The sequence below is a fragment of the Amnibacterium kyonggiense genome, from assembly GCF_004364555.1.
GTDB classification, from domain to species: Bacteria; Actinomycetota; Actinomycetes; order Actinomycetales; family Microbacteriaceae; genus Amnibacterium; species Amnibacterium kyonggiense.
Genome location: NZ_SOAM01000002.1, coordinates 708101 through 729289, shown reverse-complemented (window position 1 = coordinate 729289; position 21189 = coordinate 708101). Strand labels below are relative to the sequence as shown.

At 75.6% G+C, this 21189-nt stretch carries 15 protein-coding genes; 13 read left to right on the top strand and 2 right to left on the bottom strand.

Going from position 1 to position 21189, the window contains the following annotated elements; genetic code table 11:
- Positions 1-43: 43 nt before the first annotated feature.
- From carB to CLV52_RS11740, 10 genes are all read left to right on the top strand, one after another.
- Positions 44-3346 (top strand): carbamoyl-phosphate synthase large subunit, encoded by a 3303-nt coding sequence (carB, locus tag CLV52_RS11785; RefSeq protein WP_133766520.1) that lies wholly within the window; start codon positions 44-46, stop codon positions 3344-3346.
- Positions 3346-4212: an orotidine-5'-phosphate decarboxylase gene (gene pyrF / locus CLV52_RS11780; RefSeq protein ID WP_133766519.1), complete on the top strand. Its 867-nt coding sequence runs from the start codon at positions 3346-3348 to the stop codon at positions 4210-4212. Before carB ends, pyrF begins: the two co-directional genes overlap by 1 nt.
- 7 nt (positions 4213-4219) lie before the next feature.
- Positions 4220-5119 carry a guanylate kinase gene (gene gmk / locus CLV52_RS11775; RefSeq protein WP_133766518.1) on the top strand — a complete coding sequence of 300 codons (900 nt, stop codon included), beginning with the start codon at positions 4220-4222 and terminating at the stop codon, positions 5117-5119.
- A gap of 52 nt (positions 5120-5171) precedes the next feature.
- The gene (gene rpoZ / locus CLV52_RS11770; RefSeq protein ID WP_133766517.1) at positions 5172-5462 is read left to right on the top strand and encodes a DNA-directed RNA polymerase subunit omega; all 291 of its coding nucleotides are present in this window, start codon (positions 5172-5174) and stop codon (positions 5460-5462) included.
- Positions 5463-5487: 25 nt separating this feature from the next.
- Positions 5488-6717 (top strand): bifunctional phosphopantothenoylcysteine decarboxylase/phosphopantothenate--cysteine ligase CoaBC, encoded by a 1230-nt coding sequence (gene coaBC / locus CLV52_RS11765; RefSeq protein WP_133766516.1) that lies wholly within the window; start codon positions 5488-5490, stop codon positions 6715-6717.
- 31 nt (positions 6718-6748) lie between these two features.
- Positions 6749-7936, top strand: a complete 1188-nt coding sequence (gene metK / locus CLV52_RS11760) for a methionine adenosyltransferase (protein ID WP_133766515.1) — start codon at positions 6749-6751, stop codon at positions 7934-7936.
- A gap of 5 nt (positions 7937-7941) precedes the next feature.
- The gene (locus tag CLV52_RS11755) at positions 7942-9744 is read left to right on the top strand and encodes a primosomal protein N' family DNA-binding protein (RefSeq protein ID WP_133766514.1); all 1803 of its coding nucleotides are present in this window, start codon (positions 7942-7944) and stop codon (positions 9742-9744) included.
- A 160-nt stretch (positions 9745-9904) separates the two neighbouring features.
- Positions 9905-10819 carry a methionyl-tRNA formyltransferase gene (gene fmt / locus CLV52_RS11750; RefSeq protein WP_133766513.1) on the top strand — a complete coding sequence of 305 codons (915 nt, stop codon included), beginning with the start codon at positions 9905-9907 and terminating at the stop codon, positions 10817-10819.
- Entirely contained in the window at positions 10816-12201 is a 1386-nt protein-coding gene (locus CLV52_RS11745; RefSeq protein ID WP_133766512.1) for an RsmB/NOP family class I SAM-dependent RNA methyltransferase, read from the top strand. The genes fmt and CLV52_RS11745 overlap by 4 nt, the downstream gene beginning before the upstream one ends.
- Positions 12202-12223: 22 nt before the next feature.
- Positions 12224-15061, top strand: coding sequence for an aminotransferase (locus CLV52_RS11740; RefSeq protein WP_246018094.1), 2838 nt, complete (start codon positions 12224-12226; stop codon positions 15059-15061).
- A gap of 108 nt (positions 15062-15169) precedes the next feature.
- Here CLV52_RS11740 and CLV52_RS11735 read toward each other — a convergent pair whose 3' ends face one another.
- The gene (locus CLV52_RS11735; protein WP_162850829.1) at positions 15170-15955 is read right to left on the bottom strand and encodes an aminoglycoside phosphotransferase family protein; all 786 of its coding nucleotides are present in this window, start codon (positions 15953-15955) and stop codon (positions 15170-15172) included.
- Positions 15952-16710, bottom strand: a complete 759-nt coding sequence (locus tag CLV52_RS11730) for an IclR family transcriptional regulator (protein WP_133766509.1) — start codon at positions 16708-16710, stop codon at positions 15952-15954. Before CLV52_RS11730 ends, CLV52_RS11735 begins: the two co-directional genes overlap by 4 nt.
- A gap of 78 nt (positions 16711-16788) precedes the next feature.
- Here CLV52_RS11730 and hutH point away from each other — a divergent pair, with 78 nt between their 5' ends.
- Genes hutH through CLV52_RS11715 form a run of 3 tightly spaced genes read left to right on the top strand, consistent with a single transcriptional unit; the run spans position 16789 to position 21169 of the window.
- Positions 16789-18327: a histidine ammonia-lyase gene (hutH, locus tag CLV52_RS11725; protein WP_133766508.1), complete on the top strand. Its 1539-nt coding sequence runs from the start codon at positions 16789-16791 to the stop codon at positions 18325-18327.
- Positions 18328-18338: 11 nt separating this feature from the next.
- Positions 18339-20021, top strand: a complete 1683-nt coding sequence (gene hutU / locus CLV52_RS11720) for a urocanate hydratase (RefSeq protein ID WP_133766507.1) — start codon at positions 18339-18341, stop codon at positions 20019-20021.
- Positions 20018-21169: an allantoate amidohydrolase gene (locus CLV52_RS11715; protein ID WP_133766506.1), complete on the top strand. Its 1152-nt coding sequence runs from the start codon at positions 20018-20020 to the stop codon at positions 21167-21169. The genes hutU and CLV52_RS11715 overlap by 4 nt, the downstream gene beginning before the upstream one ends.
- The last annotated feature ends 20 nt before the right edge of the window (positions 21170-21189 follow it).

Below are 21189 nucleotides of genomic sequence, written 5' to 3'. Positions count from 1 at the left end.
GACGCGGCACGAATCGCGATGCGAACCAGCAGGAAGGCGCCTGATGCCCAAGAGAACCGACATCCGGAGCGTCCTCGTGATCGGGTCCGGCCCGATCGTCATCGGCCAGGCCGCCGAGTTCGACTACTCGGGCACCCAGGCGTGCCGGGTGCTCCGCGAGGAGGGCATCCGCGTCATCCTCGTGAACTCGAACCCGGCGACGATCATGACCGACCCGGACTTCGCCGACGCGACGTACATCGAGCCGATCACGACGGAGGTCCTCGAGGCGATCATCGCGAAGGAGCGCCCGGACGCGGTGCTCCCGACCCTCGGCGGCCAGACGGCGCTGAACGCGGCGATCGCGCTCGACGAGGCGGGCATCCTCGCGAAGCACGGCGTCGAGCTGATCGGCGCGAAGGTCGACGCGATCCGCCGCGGCGAGGACCGGCAGATCTTCAAGGACCTCGTGATCGAGGCGGGCGCGGAGGTGGCGCGCAGCGCCATCGCGCGCAGCGTCGAGGACGCGCTCGTGATCGCGGAGGACCTCGGCTACCCGATGGTCGTGCGCCCGTCCTTCACGATGGGCGGGCTCGGCTCCGGCTTCGCGCACGACGCGGAGGAGCTGGCGCGCTTCGTCAGCCAGGGCGTCGCCGCCTCCACGGTCGGGGAGGTGCTCCTCGAGGAGTCGATCCTCGGCTGGAAGGAGTACGAGCTCGAGCTGATGCGCGACCAGGCCGACAACACGGTGGTCGTCTGCTCGATCGAGAACGTCGACCCGGTCGGCGTGCACACCGGCGACTCGATCACCGTCGCGCCCGCCCTGACGCTGACGGACCGCGAGTACCAGCGGCTCCGCGACATCGGCATCGACATCATCCGGCTCGTCGGCGTGGACACCGGCGGCTGCAACATCCAGTTCGCGGTCGACCCGGTCACCGGGCGCATCATCGTGATCGAGATGAACCCGCGCGTCTCGCGGTCCTCCGCCCTCGCGTCGAAGGCGACCGGCTTCCCGATCGCGAAGATCGCCGCGAAGCTCGCGATCGGCTACCGGCTCGACGAGATCCCGAACGACATCACGAAGGTGACGCCCGCGAGCTTCGAGCCGACCCTCGACTACATCGTGGTCAAGGTGCCGCGATTCGCGTTCGAGAAGTTCCCGGCGGCGGACCCGGAGCTGACGACCACCATGAAGTCGGTCGGCGAGGCGATGGCGATCGGCCGCACCTTCGGCGCCGCGCTGCAGAAGGCGCTCCGGTCGCTCGAGAAGCGCGGCAGCTCCTTCCACTGGGAGGGCGAGCCCGGCGACAAGGCGGCGCTGCTCGAGGCGATCCGGACCCCGACCGACGGCCGCATCGTGCTCGTGCAGCAGGCGTTCCGCGCCGGCGCGACCCTCGAGGAGGTGTTCGAGGCCACCGCGATCGACCCGTGGTTCCTCGACGCGATCGTGGCGATCGGCGAGCTCGCCGACCGCATCCGCGACGCGGACGAGCTCGACGAGGACCTGCTGCGGCGCGCCAAGGAGGAGGGCTTCTCCGACGCGCAGCTCGCGCAGCTGCGCGGCACGACGGAGGCCGCGATCCGCGCCGCGCGGCTCGAGGCGGACGTCCACCCGGTCTACAAGACCGTGGACACGTGCGCGGGGGAGTTCCCGGCGCTCACGCCGTACCACTACTCGACCTACGACCGCGAGACCGAGGTCGCGCCCTCCGACGCCCGCAAGGTGATCATCCTGGGCAGCGGCCCGAACCGCATCGGGCAGGGGATCGAGTTCGACTACTCCTGCGTGCACGCAGCGTTCGCGCTGAAGGACGCGGGCTTCGAGACCGTGATGATCAACTGCAACCCGGAGACGGTGTCGACGGACTACGACACCTCCGACCGGCTGTACTTCGAGCCGCTCACGCTCGAGGACGTGCTCGAGGTCGTCCACGCCGAGTCCGCCTCCGGCACCATCGTGGGCGTCATCGTGCAGCTCGGCGGCCAGACGGCGCTCGGGCTCGCGAAGGGACTCGAGGCGGCGGGCGTGCCGATCCTCGGCACCTCCCCGGCGGCGATCGACCTCGCGGAGGAGCGCGGCCTGTTCGCGTCGATCCTCGAGGACGCGGGCCTGCAGGCGCCGAAGAACGGCACCGCCGTCGACGCCGCGACCGCGCTCGCGGCCGCCCGCGGCATCGGCTTCCCGGTGCTGGTCCGGCCCTCCTTCGTCCTCGGCGGGCGCGGGATGGAGATCGTCTACGACGAGCAGAGCCTCGAGGGCTACTTCGACCGGATCGCCGGGCAGGCGATCGTCGGGCCGGACCATCCGCTGCTCGTGGACCGCTTCCTCGACGACGCGATCGAGATCGACGTCGACGCCATCCACGACGGCGAGCGGCTGTGGGTCGGCGGCGTGATGGAGCACATCGAGGAGGCCGGGATCCACTCCGGCGACTCCTCCTGCACGCTCCCGCCCGTGACGCTCGGCCGCCACGTGATCGACGAGGTGCGGGCCGCGACGCTCGCCATCGCGCAGGGGGTCGGCGTGCGCGGCCTGCTGAACGTGCAGTTCGCGGTCGCGGCCGGCGTCCTCTACGTCCTCGAGGCGAACCCGCGCGCGTCCCGGACCGTGCCGTTCGTCTCGAAGGCGCTCGGCGTGCAGGTCGCGAAGGCGGCCGCCCGCGTGATGGCGGGCGCGTCGATCGCGGAGCTGATCGAGGAGGGCCTGCTGCCCGAGCGCGACGGCGGCGACGTCCCCGCGGACGCCCCGGTCGCCGTGAAGGAGGCGGTGCTGCCGTTCAAGCGGTTCCGCACCCGGGACGGCCACGTCGTCGACAGCCTCCTCGGCCCGGAGATGCGCTCGACCGGCGAGGTGATGGGGATCGACCGCGACTTCCCCCGGGCGTTCGCGAAGAGCCAGGACGCCGCCTACGGCGGGATGCCGCTCAGCGGAACCGCGTTCGTGTCCGTGGCTGACCGCGACAAGCGCTCCGTCGTGCTCTCCGCGCTCCGGCTCAGCCAGCTCGGCTTCACGCTGCTGGCGACCGAGGGCACCGCCGAGATGCTCCACCGCAACGGCATCCCCGCCGGCGTCGTGCGCAAGGTGAGCGACGCCGAGCAGGTGGGACCGGACGTCGTCGAGCTGATCCGGCGCGGCGAGATCGACGTCGTCGTCAACACGCCGAGCGGCCGCAGTGCCCGTGCGGACGGCTACGAGATCCGCGCCGCGGCGGTCGCTGCAGACAAACCCCTGTTCACGACGGTGGCTCAGCTGTCGGCCGCGGTGGCGAGTGTGGACGCGATTCAGGCAGGATTCGACGTGACTCCGCTCCAGGAGTACGAGCGACGCCGCAGCACCGCTGCCGGCAGGAAGGCGGTGCGCTGATGGTCGAGTCCTTCGGCGAACGGCTGGGCAAGGCGTTCGCGGACCACGGGCACCTCTGCGTCGGCATCGACCCGCACGAGTACCTGCTCGCCGAGTGGGGTCTGCCGGTCTCGGCCGTCGGCGCCCACGAGTTCGGTCTGCGCGTCGTCGAGGCGTGCGCCGGCCGGGTCGGGATCGTGAAGCCGCAGGTCGCGTTCTACGAGCGCTTCGGGTCCATCGGGTACAAGGTGCTCGAGGACGTGCTGAAGGAGGCGCGCGACGCGGGCCTCGTCGTCGTCGGCGACGTGAAGCGCGGCGACCTCGGCTCGACGCTCGAGGCGTACGGGCAGGCCTGGCTGACGCCGGGCTCACCGCTCGAGGTCGACGCGATGACGATCAGCGCCTACCAGGGCTTCGGCGCCCTCCGCAGCCCGCTCGACCTCGCCGCGCGCTACGGCAAGGGCCTGTTCGTGCTCTCGGCGACGTCGAACCCGGAGGCGCTCGCCGTGCAGACGGCCGAGATCAAGCGGGAGGCGCAGAGCGGCAAGACGCTCGCCGGCGCACTCGCGAGCCGGGTCGTGAACTGGAACCGGACGCACTCCGAGGGCCAGCCGCTCGGCTCGATCGGCGTCGTGCTCGGCGCCACGGTCGACTTCCTCGACTACGGCATCGACCTCGCCGCGCTGGCGGAGGGGCCCGCCGCACCGATCCTCGCCCCGGGCTTCGGCTACCAGGGCGCTCAGTTCGCGGACGTGAAGCGGTTGTTCGGCGTCGCCGCCGGCACGACCGTCGTCACGGCCTCGCGGAGCATCCTCGCGACCGGTCCCGCCGGCCTCGGGGACGCGATCGCGCGGCAGTCCGCCCTGCTCGGGGAGGCGATCGCGTGAGGTCCAGATGGTGAACCCGCCGGAGGTCGACCGGCTCGCGGGCTCGCGCGCGGCGGTCGCGGCGCGCCGGGCGCGAGCCGAGGTCAAGCGCGCCGTGTCGAACGGGGAGCGGAGCGCCTCCGAGGTGCTCTCCTCCGCCGCTCGGGACGGCGCGCAGCCGGAGTCGACCCTGCGCGTCAGCGAGCTGATCGGGTCGATCCCGTGGCTCGGCCCGACCCGCACCGCGAAGATCATGCAGGAGCTGCGGATCTCGCCGTCGAAGCGCCTCGGCGGCCTCGGCGTCCACCAGTACCAGCGCCTCCACGAGTTCCTCGTGCGGCGCCAGGCGCCGCGGCGCCCGAACGAGACCGAGACCGGCGGCAGCCGCCTCGTCGTCCTGGCCGGACCCACGGCCGTCGGCAAGGGCACCGTCGCCGGCTACATCCGCGAGCACTACCCCGAGGTGCTCCTGTCCGTCAGCGCGACGACGCGCGCGCCCCGCCCCGGCGAGATCGACGGCACCACCTACTTCTTCCTCAGCGACGAGCAGTTCGACGCGATGATCGAGGCCGGCCAGTTCCTCGAGTGGGCGACCGTCCACAACGCGTACCGGTACGGCACCCCGAGGGCGCCCATCGAGGCGGCGCTCGCCGAGGGGCGCAGCGTGCTCCTCGAGATCGACATCCAGGGCGCCCGGCAGGTCCGGGAGGCGTTCCCGGAGGCGAAGCTCGTCTTCCTCCTGCCGCCCACCTGGGACGAGCTGGTGCGCCGGCTCACCGGCCGCGGCACCGAGGGGCCGGAGGAGCAGGCGCGCCGGCTCGAGACCGCGAAGGTCGAGCTGGCGGCGCAGGAGGAGTTCGACGCGACCGTCGTGAACACGGACGTGCCCGAGGCGGCCCGCGAGGTCGTAGACTTGATGACCGCCTGAGCGACGCGATCCGCGTCGTCAGCCCCGATCTTCACTCTTCCGAGGAGACCCCATGGCCGAGAACAAGGGCATCATCGACCCGCCGATCGACGAGCTGCTCACGAAGGTCGACTCGAAGTACGGCCTCGTGATCTTCGCCTCGAAGCGTGCGCGGCAGATCAACGACTACTACGCCGACCTCCACGAGGGCAGCCTGTTCGACAACGTCGGCCCGCTCGTCGAGTCCTCCATCGACGACAAGCCCCTCTCGGTCGCGCTCCGCGAGATCAACGAGGACAAGCTGAGCATCGCCGCCGACACCACGCTCGCCGCGGCGCCGGACGTCGAGGACGAGTCGCTCTAAGCCCGGATCCGGAGCGCGGGCGCCCATGAAGGTCGTCGTCGGCATCACCGGCGGCATCGCCGCCTACAAGGCGGTCGGCGTCGTCCGCGCGCTGGTCCTGGCCGGGCACGACGTCCACGTCGTGCCCACGCAGGCCGCGCTCCGCTTCGTCGGCCGGCCCACGCTCGAGGCGATCAGCCGCAACCCCGTCGAATCCGACCTCTACGAGGGCGTCGCGGAGGTCCGGCACGTCGCGCTCGGTCAGACCGCCGACCTGATCGTGATCGCGCCGGCCACGGCGAACACGCTCGCGAAGCTCGCGATCGGCCTCGCCGACGACCTGCTCGGCACGACCGTGCTCGCGTCCGGGGCACCCGTCGTCGTCGCGCCGGCGATGCACACCGAGATGTGGGCGCACGCCGCGACGCAGGCGAACGTCCGCACCCTCGAGGAGCGCGGCGTGCTCGTCGTCGGCCCCGCGAGCGGGCAGCTGACCGGGTCGGACTCCGGCGCCGGCCGCATGTCCGAGCCCGCGGACATCGTGCAGGCGGCGCTCGACGCCGCGCTCGCCGCGAACCCGGACCTCGACCGGACGGTCGTGCCGGAGGTGACGGACCAGCTCGCAGGCCGGAAGGTGCTGATCTCCGCCGGCGGCACGCGCGAGCCGCTCGACCCGGTGCGCTTCCTCGGGAACGCCTCGACCGGCAGCCAGGGCGTCGCGCTCGCCGAGGCGGCGCGCGACCGGGGCGCGGAGGTCGTCCTGATCGCCGCGAACCTCGAGGTGCCCGCGCCGATCGGCGTCCGGGTCGTCCCCGCGCCGACGGCGCAGGCGATGCTTGACGCCGCGAGCGTCGAGGCGGCCGACGCGGACCTCGTGATCATGGCCGCCGCGGTCGCCGACTACCGACCCGCCACAACCGCGGAGACGAAGCTGAAGAAGGACGAGATCGGCGACGTGCTCACCGTCGAGCTCGTCCGCAACCCCGACGTGCTCGCCTCGATCGCGGCGAACCGGCCGCGGCCGGGCCAGGTCGTCGTCGGGTTCGCGGCGGAGACCGAGAGCGATGCCGGCCGCCTGCTCGCCCTGGGTCGCGAGAAGATCGCGCGGAAGGGCGCGGACTTCCTCGTCCTGAACGAGGTCGGCTTCGACCGCGGCTTCGGGCCGGGCGCGACGGCCGTGACCGTCATCGACCGCTCCGGTGCCGTCGTGGGCGAGGCGCGCGGAGCCAAGTCGTCGGTGGCCGCTGCCATCCTCGACCTCGTCGCCCCGTCCTGACCCGCCTGACCCGACCGCCCGAGGAGCCCCCATGGCCCTGCGCCTGTTCACGTCCGAATCGGTGACCCCCGGTCACCCGGACAAGATCTGCGACCAGATCTCGGACAGCATCCTCGACGCGCTCATCGCGCAGGACCGGGATGCGCACGTCGCCGTCGAGACGCTCGTGACGACCGGGCTCGTCCACGTCGCCGGCGAGGTCTCCACCTCCGGGTACGTCGACATCCCCGGCATCGTCCGCGACCGCATCCGCAGCATCGGGTACGACTCATCGGAGCAGGGCTTCGACGGCTCGACGTGCGGCGTCACCGTGAGCGTGGGGGAGCAGTCGCGGGAGATCGCGGACGGCGTCGGCGTGGCCGTCGAGGCGCGGGCCGGCAGCGACGACCCCTACGACCTGCAGGGCGCCGGCGACCAGGGGCTCATGTTCGGCTACGCGGTCCGGGAGACGCCGGAGCTGATGCCGATCCCGATCGCGCTCGCGCACCGGCTCGCCGAGCAGCTGACGCGGGTGCGGCAGGACGGCTCGCTGCCGTACCTGCGGCCGGACGGCAAGACGCAGGTGACCATCGGCTACGACGGGCAGACGCCGGTCAGCGTCGAGGCGGTCGTCGTCTCGACGCAGCACGCGCCCTCGGTGGACTCGGGCACGATCCGTGAGGACGTCCTGCGGCTGGTCGTCGACCCGATCCTGCAGGGATCCGGTCTCGAGGTCCGGCAGCCGCGGATCTACATCAACCCGTCCGGGCGGTTCGAGGTCGGCGGCCCGAAGGCCGACGCGGGCCTGACCGGCCGGAAGATCATCGTCGACACGTACGGCGGCGCCTCCCGGCACGGGGGTGGCGCGTTCAGCGGCAAGGACCCGTCGAAGGTCGATCGCTCCGGCGCCTACGCGATGCGCTGGGTCGCGAAGAACGCCGTCGCCGCGGGGCTCGCGGACCGGCTCGAGCTGCAGGTCGCCTACGCGATCGGCGCCGCCGAGCCGGTCGGGCTCTACGCCGAGACCTTCGGCACCGCGCACGTGCCGGAGGAGCGCATCGTCGCGGCGATCCGCGAGGTGTTCGACCTCCGCCCGGCCGCGATCATCGACGCGCTCGACCTGCGGCGTCCGATCTACGCGCGGACGGCGGCGTTCGGGCACTTCGGCCGCGAGCTGCCCGCGTTCAGCTGGGAGCGCACGGACCGCGCCGCCGACCTCGCGGCGGCGGCCGGGCTCTAGCGCCGGTGGACCCCGCGCCGCCGGCGCCCGACGCGCCGGCCCGCGAGCGGATCGCGAAGGTCGTCCTCGACTCGCCGCTGCCGCGCCTCGACCACCTCTTCGACTACCGGATCCCGGCCGCGCTCGCCGACGAGGCGGTGCCGGGCGTCCGGGTGAAGGTGCCGCTGCGCGTCGCCGGGCGCGTGGCGGACGGCTGGATCGTCGCCGTGGCGGACACGAGCGACGCGCCCGGCGAGCTGTCCCGGATCGACCGGGTCGTGTCGTCCGCGCCCGTGCTCGCGCCGGAGGTGTGGCGCCTCGCGCGCGCCGTCGCGGACCGGAACGCCGGGGTCGCGAGCGACGTCCTCCGCATCGCGGTGCCGAAGCGGCAGGCCCGGGTGGAGCAGCGCTGGGTCGCGGCCGAGCGGGAACCCGCGGCGCCGATCGAGGCGGAGCCGGACCCGATCGCGGAGGCGCTCGTCGCGGGCCGGCGCATCGCCGCGCTGCCCACCGCGCACGTCGTCGAGGTCGGGGGCGAGTGGGTCGGCGGCTGGGCCGCGGACATCGCCGTCACGGCAGCCGCGGTCGCGGCGGCGGGCCGCTCGACGATCGTCGCGGTGCCCGACCGTCGCGACCTCGACCAGCTCGAGGCGGCGCTCGAGGCGGGGCCGGCCGCGGCGCTCGTGCTCCGCGTCGACGCCTCGAGGCCGCCCGCGGCGCGCGCCCGCGCGCACCTCGCGGCGCTGGAGCCCGGGCCGCACGTGATCATCGGCAACCGCTCGGCGGTCTACGCGCCGGCGGCGGAGCTCGGCGCGATCGTCGTCTGGGAGGAGGCGGACCCGTTCCACCAGGAGCCCCTCGCGCCCTACGCCGGCACCCGCGACGTCGCGCTCCTGCGGCAGGAGCAGTCCGGAGCGGGGCTCGTCCTGCTGTCCTCGAGCCGGTCGTCGACCGTGCAGCGGCTCGTCGAGCTGAACTGGATGGAGGAGTGGGGCGCGCCGCGCGGTCGCCCCGACGTCGTGCTCACGCCGGACGACGGACGCGGAGCGCGCATCCCCTCCGCCGCGTACCAGGCCGTGCAGCGCGCGCTGACCGCCGGCCCCGTGCTGATCCAGGTGGCCCGGCCGGGCGACGCGGCCCTCCGCGCGCTGCGCGCCGGGGACGCGCCCGTGCCGATCGACGCGGGCCGGACCGCGCACGAGCTCGGCCGCGCGTTCGCCGGCGTGCCCGTGATCGTCGCGGACGGCGACCACGTCCGCGACACGGTGCCGCCCGGCCCGAAGCTCGTCGTGGCGACCCGGGGCGCCGAGCCGCGCGCGCCGGGCGGCTACCGCGCGGTCCTGCTCCTCGACGGCGCGCGCATGCTCCTGCGGGAGTCGCTGTGGGTCGCCGAGGACTGCTTGCGATGGTGGTCGGGCGCCGCGACGCTCGCGGCCCCGGACGCGCCCGTCCACCTCGTCGGCGTGACCGGTGACGTCGCCACCGCGCTCGCGACGTGGCGGTCCGCCGACTTCGCAGCGCGGCAGCTCGTCGACCGGCGCGTCCTGCGGTTCCCGCCGACCGTCCGGCTCGCCGCCGCGACGGGCCCGCTGAAGGCGGTGGAGGAGCTCGTGGACGCGTGGGCGGCCGTCGGCGCGGACGTGCTCAGTCGGACGAGCGAGGAGCGCGGCGAGCGCGTCGTGGTCCGCTTCTCGACCGGCGCAGGGCGCCGCGTGGCCGAGGTCGCGAAGGAGGCGCTGATCCGGCACGGCAGTGCGCGCCGGCCGAAGCCGCCCGCCCCGCCCCCGCCGGTGCTGCGGGTGCGCTTCGACCCTCACGAGCCGTTCTGAGTTCATCGCCGCGCCGCCGCCGCTGCGGCGCGGCTGGGCCCCACGTCCGGTGTTCCCGGGCGAGGGATGCGGCTGCGCAGCGCCCTGAACGGGCGCTGCGTCCCGCAGCGACGGGTCGAGCCCGCTCGAGGGTTCTGAGCCTCATGGGAGGCTTGGGGCGATGCGCATCATCTTCGCCGGGACCCCGGAGGCGGCCGTCCCGTCGCTCGAGGCGCTCGCCGCCTCCGCGCACGAGGTCGTCCGCGTCGTCACCCGTCCGCCCGCCCCGCTCGGCAGGAAGCGCGTGCTCACGCCGTCGCCGGTCGAGGCGCGCGCCGTCGAGCTCGGGCTCCCCGTGCTGCGCGCGAGCCGCCTGCGGGAGGACGAGACCGCCGAGCTCGTCGCGCTCGACGCCGATCTCGCCGTCGTCGTCGCGTACGGCGGCCTGGTGCGCGAGCCGCTGCTGTCCGCGCCCCGCCTCGGCTGGGTGAACCTCCACTTCTCCCTGCTGCCGCGCTGGCGGGGCGCCGCGCCCGTGCAGCGCGCGGTCATCGCGGGCGACCGGGAGACCGGCGTCGAGGTGTTCCGGCTCGAGGCCGGGCTCGACACCGGGCCGGTCCTCGCGAGCGAGACCGTCGCGATCGGCGCCCTCGAGACCGCCGGTCATCTGCTCGCACGCCTGGCGCCGATCGGTGCGCGCGTGCTCGCCGGCGCGGTGGATCGGCTCGCGGACGGCACGGCCGTCGCGGTCCCGCAGGAGGGCGAGCCGACGCTCGCGCCGAAGCTCGTCCTGGACGACGGCCGCCTCGACTGGACCCGCCCGGCGGAGCGCGTCTTCGCCCGGCTGCGCGGCGTCACGCCCGAGCCCGGCGCGTGGACGACGGTCGGCGACCGCCGGCTCAAGGTGCTCGAGGCCGCGCCCGCCCGCGACGCAGGCGCCATCGCGCCCGGCGCGGTCGCGGCCGATGGCCGCCGCGTGCTCGTCGGCTGCGGAGACGGTGCGCTCGAGCTGCTGCGCGTGCAGCCCGAGGGCCGCGCCGCGATGCCCGCCGACACCTGGCTGCGCGGCGCCGGCGCGGCCGTGGTGCTCACGTGAGCGACCGGGTCAGCCCCGCGCGCCGGATCGCGCTCGAGGTCCTCACGGGCGTGCGGGAGCGGGACGCGTACGCGAACCTGCTGCTGCCGACGCTGCTCGCCCGGCAGAAGCCGTCGCGGGAGGACGCCGCGTTCGCCACCGAGCTCGCGTACGGCACCCTCCGCCTCGCCGGCCGGTACGACGCGATCATCGCGCGGGCCGCGGGCAGGCCGCTCGACCGGATCGACCCGCCGGTGCTCGACGTGCTGCGCCTCGGCAGCCATCAGCTCCTCGCCCTGCGGACGGCCCGGCACGCAGCGGTGCACCAGGCGGTCGAGCAGGCGCGCGCCGCGGCCGGCCGGGGCGCGGCGGGGTTCGCGAACGCCGTCCTCCGCCGCGTCGGCGAGCGCACGGCCGACGAGTGGACCGCGCTGCTCACCGCCGACGTGACCGACCGCTTCGAGCGCGCGGCCCTCGCGACGGGGCACCCGGCGTGGGTGGTCCGGGAGCTCGACGCCGCGCTCGGCACGATGGCGGACGGCGGCGGGGACCTCGATCCGCTGCTGGAGGTCGACGACGCGGCGCCGCCCGTCGGGCTCGCGGCCCTGCCGGGGCTCGCGGAGCGCGGCGAGCTGCTCGACGGCGGCGGCCTGCCGCTGCGCCCGCACCGCCTGTCGCCGATCGGGGTCGAGCTGGACGGCGGCGACCCGGGCCGGATCGCGGCCGTCGCCGCCGGCACCGTCCGCGTGCAGGATCCCGGCTCGCAGCTGGCGGCCCTCGCCCTGACCCGCGCACGGCCCGTCCGGGACGGCGAGCGCTGGCTCGACCTCTGCGCGGGTCCGGGCGGGAAGGCCGCGCTGCTCGCGGCCGAGGCGCGGCTCGGCGGCGCGACCGTCGTCGCGAACGAGATCACGCCCGCCCGCGCGCGGCTCGTCGAGCGCGCCCTCGCCGGCGTCCCGGGCGAGCACCCGGTCGAGACGGGCGACGGGCGCCGCTTCGCGGACGGGGAGCGGCGCTTCGACCGGATCCTGCTCGACGCGCCCTGCTCGGGCCTCGGCGCGCTGCGTCGCCGGCCGGAGGCGCGCTGGCGGAAGCGGCCGGAGGACGTCCCGGCGCTCGCCGCCCTCCAGGGCGAGCTGCTCGACGCGGCCGTCGCAGCGCTCGTGCCCGGCGGCCTGCTCGCCTACGTCACCTGCTCGCCGGTGGTCGCCGAGACGACCGAGGTCGTCGCCGCGGCGCTCGAGCGGCACCCCGCGCTCCGCGCCGTGCCGACCGCTCCCGTGGTCGACCGGATCGCGGACCGGCGGCTGCAGGACGCCGAGCGCGGCACGGCCGCCCAGCTCTGGCCGCACCGCCACGGCACCGACGCGATGTTCGTCCAGCTCCTGGCCCTCGAGCCCTGACCCGATGCGGGAGGCTGAGGGCGTGCCGACCGCCTTCGACTTCTTCGCCGCGGGGGAGCTGCCCGCTCCCGACCTGCCGCTCGCGGAGGCGGCGGCGATCGCCGATGCGCTCGGCGTGCCGGGAGACCTCGAGTCGCTCGGCAGCCAGCAGGACCAGAACCTCCTGATCCGGGGTGCGGACGGCCCGCTCGGCGTCCTCAAGCTCGCGAACGCGGCCTTCCCGGAGCGGGAGATCGCGGCGCAGGAGGTGGCGGCCGCGGCCGTGCAGGCCGCCGCGCCGGACCTCCGGATCGCCACGGTGCTCGAGGTCGGCGGCCGGCCCGCGTCCGGCCGGTTCCCGAGTGCCGACGGCGAGCTGACCGCCCGCGTCCTGCGCTTCCTGCCGGGCGGCACGCTCGTCGGCCGCGGCCACCTCGGTCCGGACGTCGTCGCGCGGATGGGGTCGATCGCGGGCCGCGTGTCGGCGGCGCTGGCGGACTTCGAGCACCCCGGCCTCGACCGGGTGCTGCAGTGGGACCTCCGCGAGTCGCGGCGGGTGGTGGACCTCCTCGGGCACCCGGACGCCGACCGGCACGACGCGATCCGGCGTGCGACGGACGAGGCCTGGGGCGCCGTCCAGCGCGTGGCCGGCGACCTGCCCGTGCAGGCCGGGCACTGGGACCTCACCGACGACAACCTCGTGGTCGGGGCGGACGGGCGCCTCCCGGACGGCATCATCGACTTCGGGGACGTCGCCCGGGGCTGGCGGGTGGGCGAGCTCGCGGTGGCGCTCTCGTGCCTCCTCCACCACCCGGGCGGCGACCCGTGGACCGCGCTGCCCGCCGTCCGGGCGTTCGACGCGGTCGCACCGCTCTCCGACGCGGAGATCGCCGCCCTCTGGCCCCTCGTGCAGCTGCGCGGCGCGGTGCTCGTCGTCAGCGGTGCGCAGCAGGTCGCGCTCGACGCCGCGAACGACTACGCGGCGTCCGCGCTCGACCGCGAGTGGCGCATGTTCAGCGGCGCCGTCGGCGTCCCCGCCGTCGTGATGACCGCACTGATCCGGGACGCGCTCGGCCGGCCCCGGCGCCTTCCGACGCCCCGCGGCCGGCTCGCGACCGCGGCGCCGATCGACCTCGGCGTCACGTCGCCCCTCGCCGACGACGGCGCCTGGCTCGAGGCGCGCTTCGAGGACCTGGCCGCGGCGAGCGCCCACGAGCCGGTCGCGGCGCCCGCCGGGGTCGCGCGCATCGGTTCGACCCGGCCGCTCGACGCGGCGGGCGTGCCGAGCGTCCCGACCGCGGCGACGCTGTGGGCCGGGCCCGAACCGCTCGTGCTCGCCGCGCCGTGGACCGGTGCGGTCCGCGACGGCGCGCTGCACGGCGCGGGTCTCCGACTGCTCCTGGCGGGTGCGGCGCCGGAGGACGGGCCGCGGCAGGAGGGCGACGAGCTCGTGGTGCTGCCGCCCGGCGGGCGGGTCGACGTGCAGCTCGTCGCCGACGACGCGCCCGCGGTGCCGCTGCTCGTCCGCCGCGAGCTCGCACCGGGCTGGCTGGCCCTCGTCGCCGACCCCGGCCCGCTGCTCGGCCTCCCGCTGACCGAGCCGGAGGACGACGCCGCGCTCCTCCGGCGACGCGACGCGGCGCTCGCGGACGTCCAGGAGCACTACTGGAGCGCACCGCCGCGGATCGAGCGCGGATGGGGCGTCCACCTCGTCGAGTCGCGCGGCCGGGTCCTGCTCGACATGGTGAACAACGTCACCGCGATCGGCCACGCCCACCCCGCCGTGACCGCCGCCGTCGCGCGGCAGCTCGGGCTGCTGAACACGAACTCGCGGTTCCACTACCGGGCGATCACGGACCTCGCGACGACGCTCGCGGGCCTGCTGCCCGATCCGCTCGACCGCGTCCTCCTCGTGAACTCGGGCTCCGAGGCGGTCGACCTCGCCATCCGTGTCGCGCACGCCGCGACCGGCAGGACGGGGATCGTCGCGGTGGGCGAGGCGTACCACGGGTGGACGCTCGCGAGCGACGCCGTGTCCACCTCCATCGCCGACAACCCGAACGCCATCGGCACCCGGCCCGACTGGGTGCACGTCGTCGACGCCCCGAACGCCTACCGCGGGCGGCACCGCGACGCGGAGGCGCGGCGCTACGGCCCGGAGGCGGCGGCCGCGATCCGCGCGCTGCCCAGCCCGCCCGCGGCGTTCCTCGCCGAGCCGTTCTTCGGCAACGCCGGCGGCGTCCCGCTGCCGGACGGCTACCTGCGCGAGGTCTACTCGGCGGTCCGCGAGCGCGGCGGCCTCGCGATCGCCGACGAGGTGCAGGTCGGCCTCGGCCGCCTCGGGCGGTGGTTCTGGGGCTTCGAGCAGCAGGGCGTCGTCCCGGACGTTGTGACGGTCGCGAAGTCCCTCGGCAACGGCTTCCCGGTCGGCGCCGTGATCACGACCGCGGACGTCGCCCGGCGGTTCGGCTCCGAGGGCTCGTTCTTCTCGTCGACCGGCGGCAGCCCCGTCTCGTCGGTCGCCGCCTCGACGGTCCTCCGGGTGCTCCGCGAGGAGGGGCTGCAGGAGCGCGCCCGCGTCGTCGGGGACCGGCTCAGGACGGCGCTCGAGGGGCTCGCCGCGCGGCACGGGATCATCGGCGCCGTCCACGGTGCGGGGCTCTACCTCGGCGTCGAGCTCGTGCGGGACCGCGCGACGCGCACGCCGGCGACGGTCGAGGCCGCGGCGATCTGCGACCGCCTCCTCACGCGCGGCGTGGTCGTGCAGCCGACGGGCGATCACAAGAACGTGCTGAAGATCAAGCCGCCGCTCGTCCTCCCCGAGGACGCGGCGGACTTCTTCGTCGCGCAGCTCGACGAGGTCCTCGCCACCGGCTGGTGAGCCTCGCGGATCCGCAGATCCTCCGCGGATCCGCAGAAATCGAGCGACACGCCGGCCGGGGTGCGCCGCGCTCCGGCGTGTCGGCCGAGCAGTGCGGATCCGCGAGCGTCAGCGCCGGGCGACGAGCCGCTCGAGGATCCGCCGGGCCGTGGTCGCGTGCCAGGAGTCGGCGGCGCCCGACCAGGCCAGCGACAGGCCGCACCACGCGACGACCCAGGCCTCCAGCACCGCCCGGTCGAGCCTCAGCCGCTCGGCGGAGCGGTCGAGCCTGCGGTCCAGCCGCTCGACGGCGGTCCGTTCCGTCGGGTTGCAGCAGAGGTTGGCGACGTCGAACGCCGGGTGCCCGACGAGGCCCTTCGGGTCGATCGCGGCCCAGCGGTCGCCGAGGTCGAGGACGTTGCCGTGGTGGACGTCGCCGTGCAGCGCGACCGTCGGCCCGTCCTCGGCGAGCAGGTCGCGGGCCACCGAGGCCGCGCGGTCGAGCAGCGGGTCGGTCTGCGGCTCGTCGACCAGGTCGCGGAACCAGGTGCGGAGCGGGAGGAGGCCGACGGCGGCGGGCGGCACCGGCGCGGCGTGCAGCGCGAGGACGGTGTCGAGCAGGACCTCCTCCGCCTCGTCGTCGAGCCCCGCCGCGGACATCGCGAGGAGCGAGCGACCGCCCGTGGCGCGCCGCATCAGGATCGCGTCGTCGTCCGCGGCGAGGACGGGCAGGCCGCCGTGCGCGCTCCACCAGGCCATCAGTCGACCGCCGCGGCGCTCCTCCTCGATCCGGGCGATCTTCAGGATCACGGGCTCGCCGGCCAGCACGCCCGCGGTGAGGTCGGAGGACGGCGTCGACCACCGCTCGCCGGTCGGCTCGGCGCCCCACGAGCGCAGCCGGTCGTCGGCGCTCACCGGGCGAGGCGCCGGGCGAACAGGGCGGCCTGCTCCGCGACGACCGCGGCGAGATCGGCCCGGTCCTCGGGGCGGACCTCGCCCCGCACGAACGTCACCGCGAGCGCCGCGACCGGCCAGCCCGCGTGGTCGCGCACGGGCACGGCGACCGAGGCGGTGCCGGGCGTGACCTCCCCGTCCTCGACGGCCCACCCGCGGGCGGTCGCCGCGTCGAGGACCCGGCGCAGCGCGCCGTACGACCCCACCCCGACGTCACCGCGCTGCGCGAAGGCGGCGCGGTCCGGGTACAGCGCGCGCACCTGCGCCTTCGGCAGCGCGGCGAGCTGCGCGAGGCCGCTCGCGGTGACGTGCGCGGGCAGGCGCACGCCGACGTCCGTCACGAGCGCGGGGCGGCGGGCCGCGCGCTCCTCGATCAGGTAGATCACGTCGCGGCCGTGGAGCGCGGCGAGGTGCGCGTTCTCGCCGACCCGGTCGACAAGGGCCGCGACGATCGGGCGGCCGAGCCGGGTGAGCGGCTCCTGCCGGTTGTAGCCGCCCGCGAGCTCGAACGCCGCGATGCCGATGCCCCAGCGGTGGTCCTCCGGGAACCGGAGGACGAAGCCCTCCTCCTCGAGCACCCCGAGCAGCCGGTACACCGAGGCGCGCGGCAGTCCCGTCGCGGCGGCGAGCTGCCCGGCGGCCACGGGCCCGCGGGACGCCCCGAGCTGGGCGAGGATCCGCAGCGCGCCGCGGGCGGCGGGCGCGGCGGAGGGCATGCGCGAGTGTCTCACGGGTGAGACGCGGATGGCGAGGAGGCGCTCGCGCCGCATCGGGCGCGGGCGAACGATGGAGCCATGCAGGTCGTGTCGGTGGGCCGGGCGCCGCTCGGGGTGGACGAGGTGGTGCGGGTCGCCCGCGGCGGGGCCCGGGTGGTGCTGGACGCGGCGGCGCGCGACCGGGTCGTCGCCTCCCGGACCGTGATCGACGCGCTCGCCGTCGACCCGCAGCCGCACTACGGCGTCTCGACCGGGTTCGGCGCGCTCGCCACGACGTTCATCGCGCCCGACGAGCGCACGCGCCTGCAGCGCAGCCTCATCCGCAGCCACGCCGCGGGCACCGGCCCCGAGGTCGAGCGGGAGGTCGTCCGCGCGCTCATGCTGCTCCGGATCCAGACGCTCGCGACCGGTCGCACCGGCGTCCGCGAGTCGACGCTCGACGCCTACCTCGCCGTGCTGAACGCGGGGATCACGCCGGTCGTGCACGAGTACGGATCGCTCGGCTGCTCCGGCGACCTCGCACCGCTCGCGCACTGCGCGCTCGTGCTGATGGGGGAGGGGCGCGTCCGCGACGCCGACGGCGAGCCGCGCGAGGCCGCCGACGCGCTCGCCGCGGCGGGCATCGCGCCCGTCGAGCTGGCGGAGAAGGAGGGCCTCGCCCTCGTCAACGGCACCGACGGCATGCTCGGGATGCTCGCGCTCGCCCTGCACGACCTCGCGACGCTGCTCGCGACGGCGGACGTCGCCGCGGCGATGTCCACCGAGGCGCTGCTCGGCACCGACGCGGCCTGGGCGGCGGACCTCGTCGCCCTCCGCCCGCAGGCCGGGCAGCAGGCTGCCGCGGCGAACCTCGTCGCGACGATGGCGGGGTCGACGATCCGCGAGAGCCATCGCGGCCCCGAGCACACCGTCGTCCAGGACGCCTACTCCCTCCGCTGCGCCCCGCAGGTGCACGGCGCGGCGCGCGACACGTGGTCGCACGCGGCGCAGGTCGCCGAGCGCGAGCTCGCCGCGGCGATCGACAACCCGGTCGTGACCGCGGACGGCCGCGTCGAGTCGAACGGCAACTTCCACGGCGCCCCGGTCGGCTACGTGCTCGACTTCCTCGCGATCGCCGTCGCCGACGTGGCGAGCATGTCGGAGCGCCGCACCGACCGCCTCCTCGACCCGAAGCGCAGCCACGGCCTCCCCGCGTTCCTCGCGGACGACGCCGGCGTCGACTCCGGCCTGATGATCGCCCAGTACACGGCGGCCGGTCTCGTCAGCGAGCTGAAGCGGCTCGCGGTGCCCGCCTCCGTCGACTCGATCCCGTCGTCGGCGATGCAGGAGGATCACGTGTCGATGGGCTGGCACGCGGCCCGCAAGCTCCGCCGCGGCATCGACGCGCTCGCCGCCGTGCTCGGCGTCGAGGTCCTGTCCGCGGCCCGCGCGCTCGACCTGCGCGCGCCGCTCGCGCCGGCGCCCGCCACCGCGGCCGTCGTCGCGCGCCTCCGCGAGCAGGTCGCCGGGCCCGGCCCCGACCGCTTCCTGGCCCCCGAGATCGAGGTCGCGACGGCCCTCGTCCGCGACGGTGCGGTCCGCGCCGCCGCCGAGTCCGCGACCGGCCCGCTGCACTGAGAGGAACCGACATGGAGACGACCGAGGTCCGCGCCGCGCGCGGCACCGAGCTGACCGCCCGGTCCTGGCAGACGGAGGCGCCCCTCCGCATGCTGATGAACAACCTCGACCCCGACGTCGCGGAGCACCCGGAGGACCTCGTCGTCTACGGGGGGACGGGGAAGGCCGCGAGGTCGTGGGCCGCGTTCGACGCGATCGTCCGCACCCTGCGCGAGCTCGCGCCGGACGAGACGCTGCTCGTCCAGTCCGGCAAGCCCGTCGGCGTCTTCCGCACGCACGAGTGGGCGCCGCGGGTGCTCATCGCGAACTCGAACCTCGTTCCCGACTGGGCGACCTGGCCCGAGTTCCGGCGCCTCGAGTCGCTGGGGCTCACGATGTACGGCCAGATGACCGCCGGGTCCTGGATCTACATCGGCACGCAGGGGATCCTGCAGGGCACGTACGAGACGTTCGCGGCGGTCGGCGAGCAGCTGCGGGCGGAGGGCGGCGACGGCTCCCTCGCCGGCACGCTGACGGTCACCGCGGGCGCCGGGGGCATGGGCGGCGCGCAGCCGCTCGCGGTGACGCTGAACGGCGGCGCGGTGCTCGTCGTCGACGTCGACCGGAGCCGGCTCGAGCGGCGCCGCGACCGGCTCTACCTCGACGAGGTCGCGGACGACCTCGACGACGCGCTCGCCCGCGTGCTCGCCGCGAAGGCGGAGCGGAGAGCGCTCTCGGTCGGCCTCGAGGGGAACCAGGCCGAGGTGCTGCCCGAGCTGCTCCGCCGCGGCGTCGCCGTCGACGTGGTCACCGACCAGACGAGCGCGCACGACCCGCTGAAGTACCTGCCGGCCGGCGTCCCGTTCGCCGCGTGGGCGGACCGCGCGACCGCGGACCCGGACGGCTTCACGGCGGCGGCCCGCGCGTCCATGGCCGCGCACGTCGAGGCGATGGTCGGGTTCCAGCGCCGCGGCGCGAAGGTGTTCGACTACGGCAACTCCATCCGCGCGGAGGCGCGGCTCGGCGGCTACCAGGACGCGTTCGCCTTCCCCGGCTTCGTGCCCGCGTACATCCGCCCGCTGTTCGCCGAGGGGAAGGGCCCGTTCCGCTGGGTCGCGCTCTCCGGCGACCCGGCCGACATCGCCGCGACGGACCGGGCGATCCTCGAGCTGTTCCCGGAGGACGCGAAGCTGCGCCGCTGGATCGAGGCCGCGGGCGAGAAGGTCGAGTTCGAGGGCCTCCCGGCGCGCATCTGCTGGCTCGGCTACCGGGAGCGCCACGTCGCGGGCCTGAAGTTCAACGAGATGGTCGCCTCGGGCGAGCTCTCCGCGCCGATCGTGATCGGCCGCGACCACCTCGACTCGGGCTCCGTCGCCTCCCCGTATCGGGAGACCGAGGCGATGGCGGACGGCTCGGACGCGATCGCCGACTGGCCGCTGCTCAACGCGCTGCTGAACACGGCCTCCGGCGCGACCTGGGTGTCGATCCACCACGGCGGCGGCGTCGGCATCGGGCGCTCGATCCACGCCGGCCAGGTCGTCGTCGCGGACGGCACCGAGCTCGCCGCGGAGAAGATCGCCCGCGTGCTCACGAACGACCCCGGCACCGGGGTCATGCGGCACGTCGACGCCGGCTACGACCGCGCGCACGAGGTCGCCGCCGAGCGCGGCCTCTGGGTGCCGTCGGTGCCGGCGCTGGACCGGCGCGCCGAATGAGCGACGCGCTGGCGCTCCTCGCCGAGATCGACGACGTCGGCCGCGATCCGCGCGGCGGCTGGTCCCGGCCCGGGTTCGGACCGGTCGCCGACGAGCTGAGGGCCTGGTTCGCCGCACAGGCCGAGGCCGCCGGCCTCGCCGTCCACCCGGACGCGAACGGCAACGTCTGGGCGTGGTGGGGCGAGCCGGGTCCGGACGCGGTGGTGACGGGCAGCCACCTCGACTCCGTGCCCGGCGGCGGCCGGTTCGACGGGCCGCTCGGCGTCGTGTCCGCGCTCGTCGCGGTCCGGCGCCTCCGCGAGGCCGGGTTCCGGCCGACGCGGCCGATCGCGGTCGTCGTGTTCGCGGAGGAGGAGGGGTCGCGGTTCGGCGTCGCCTGCCTCGGCTCGCGCCTCCTCACCGGGGCGATGGACCCGACCGCGCTGCCGGCCGAGGCGGGCCTCCCGCACGCCGGTGGCGACGACGCGGCGCTCGCCCGGATCGGGCGCTTCGTCGAGCTGCACGTCGAGCAGGGGCGCGGGCTCGCGGACCTCGACGCGCCGATCGGCCTCGCGACGGGGGTGCTCGCCCACGGCCGCTGGCGGATGACGATCACCGGCCGCGGCGACCACGCGGGCTCGACGCGGATGCAGGACCGCTCGGACCCCGTCGTCGCGGCCGCCCGCGTGGTGCTCGCCGTGGAGTCGGCCGCGCTCGCCGTCGACGGCGCCCGCGCGACGGTCGGCCGGATCGAGGCGGTCCCCGGCGGCACGAACGTCATCGCCTCCCGGGTCGAGCTGCCGCTCGACGTCCGCGCCGGCGACGGCGGCGCGGTGCGCGCGCTCGTCGCCGCGATCGAGGAGGCCGGCGCCCTGGAAGCGGCGCGGAACGGGTGCGACTTCGCGATCGAGCGCACGAGCTGGAGCGACGAGGTCGTGTTCGACGACGCCCTCCGCTCGGAGCTGGACGGCGTGCTCGGCGGCGTTCCGGCGCTGCCGACGGGCGCCGGGCACGACGCGGCCGTCCTCGCGGCGCACGTGCCGACGGCGATGCTCTTCGTCCGCAACCCGACCGGCGTCTCGCACGCGCCGGAGGAGCACGCGGACGACGCCGACGTCGACGCGGGCGTGGACGCCCTCGAGCGCGTCCTCCGCCACCTCGCGTCATGACTCAGCCCGACGGAATCCGT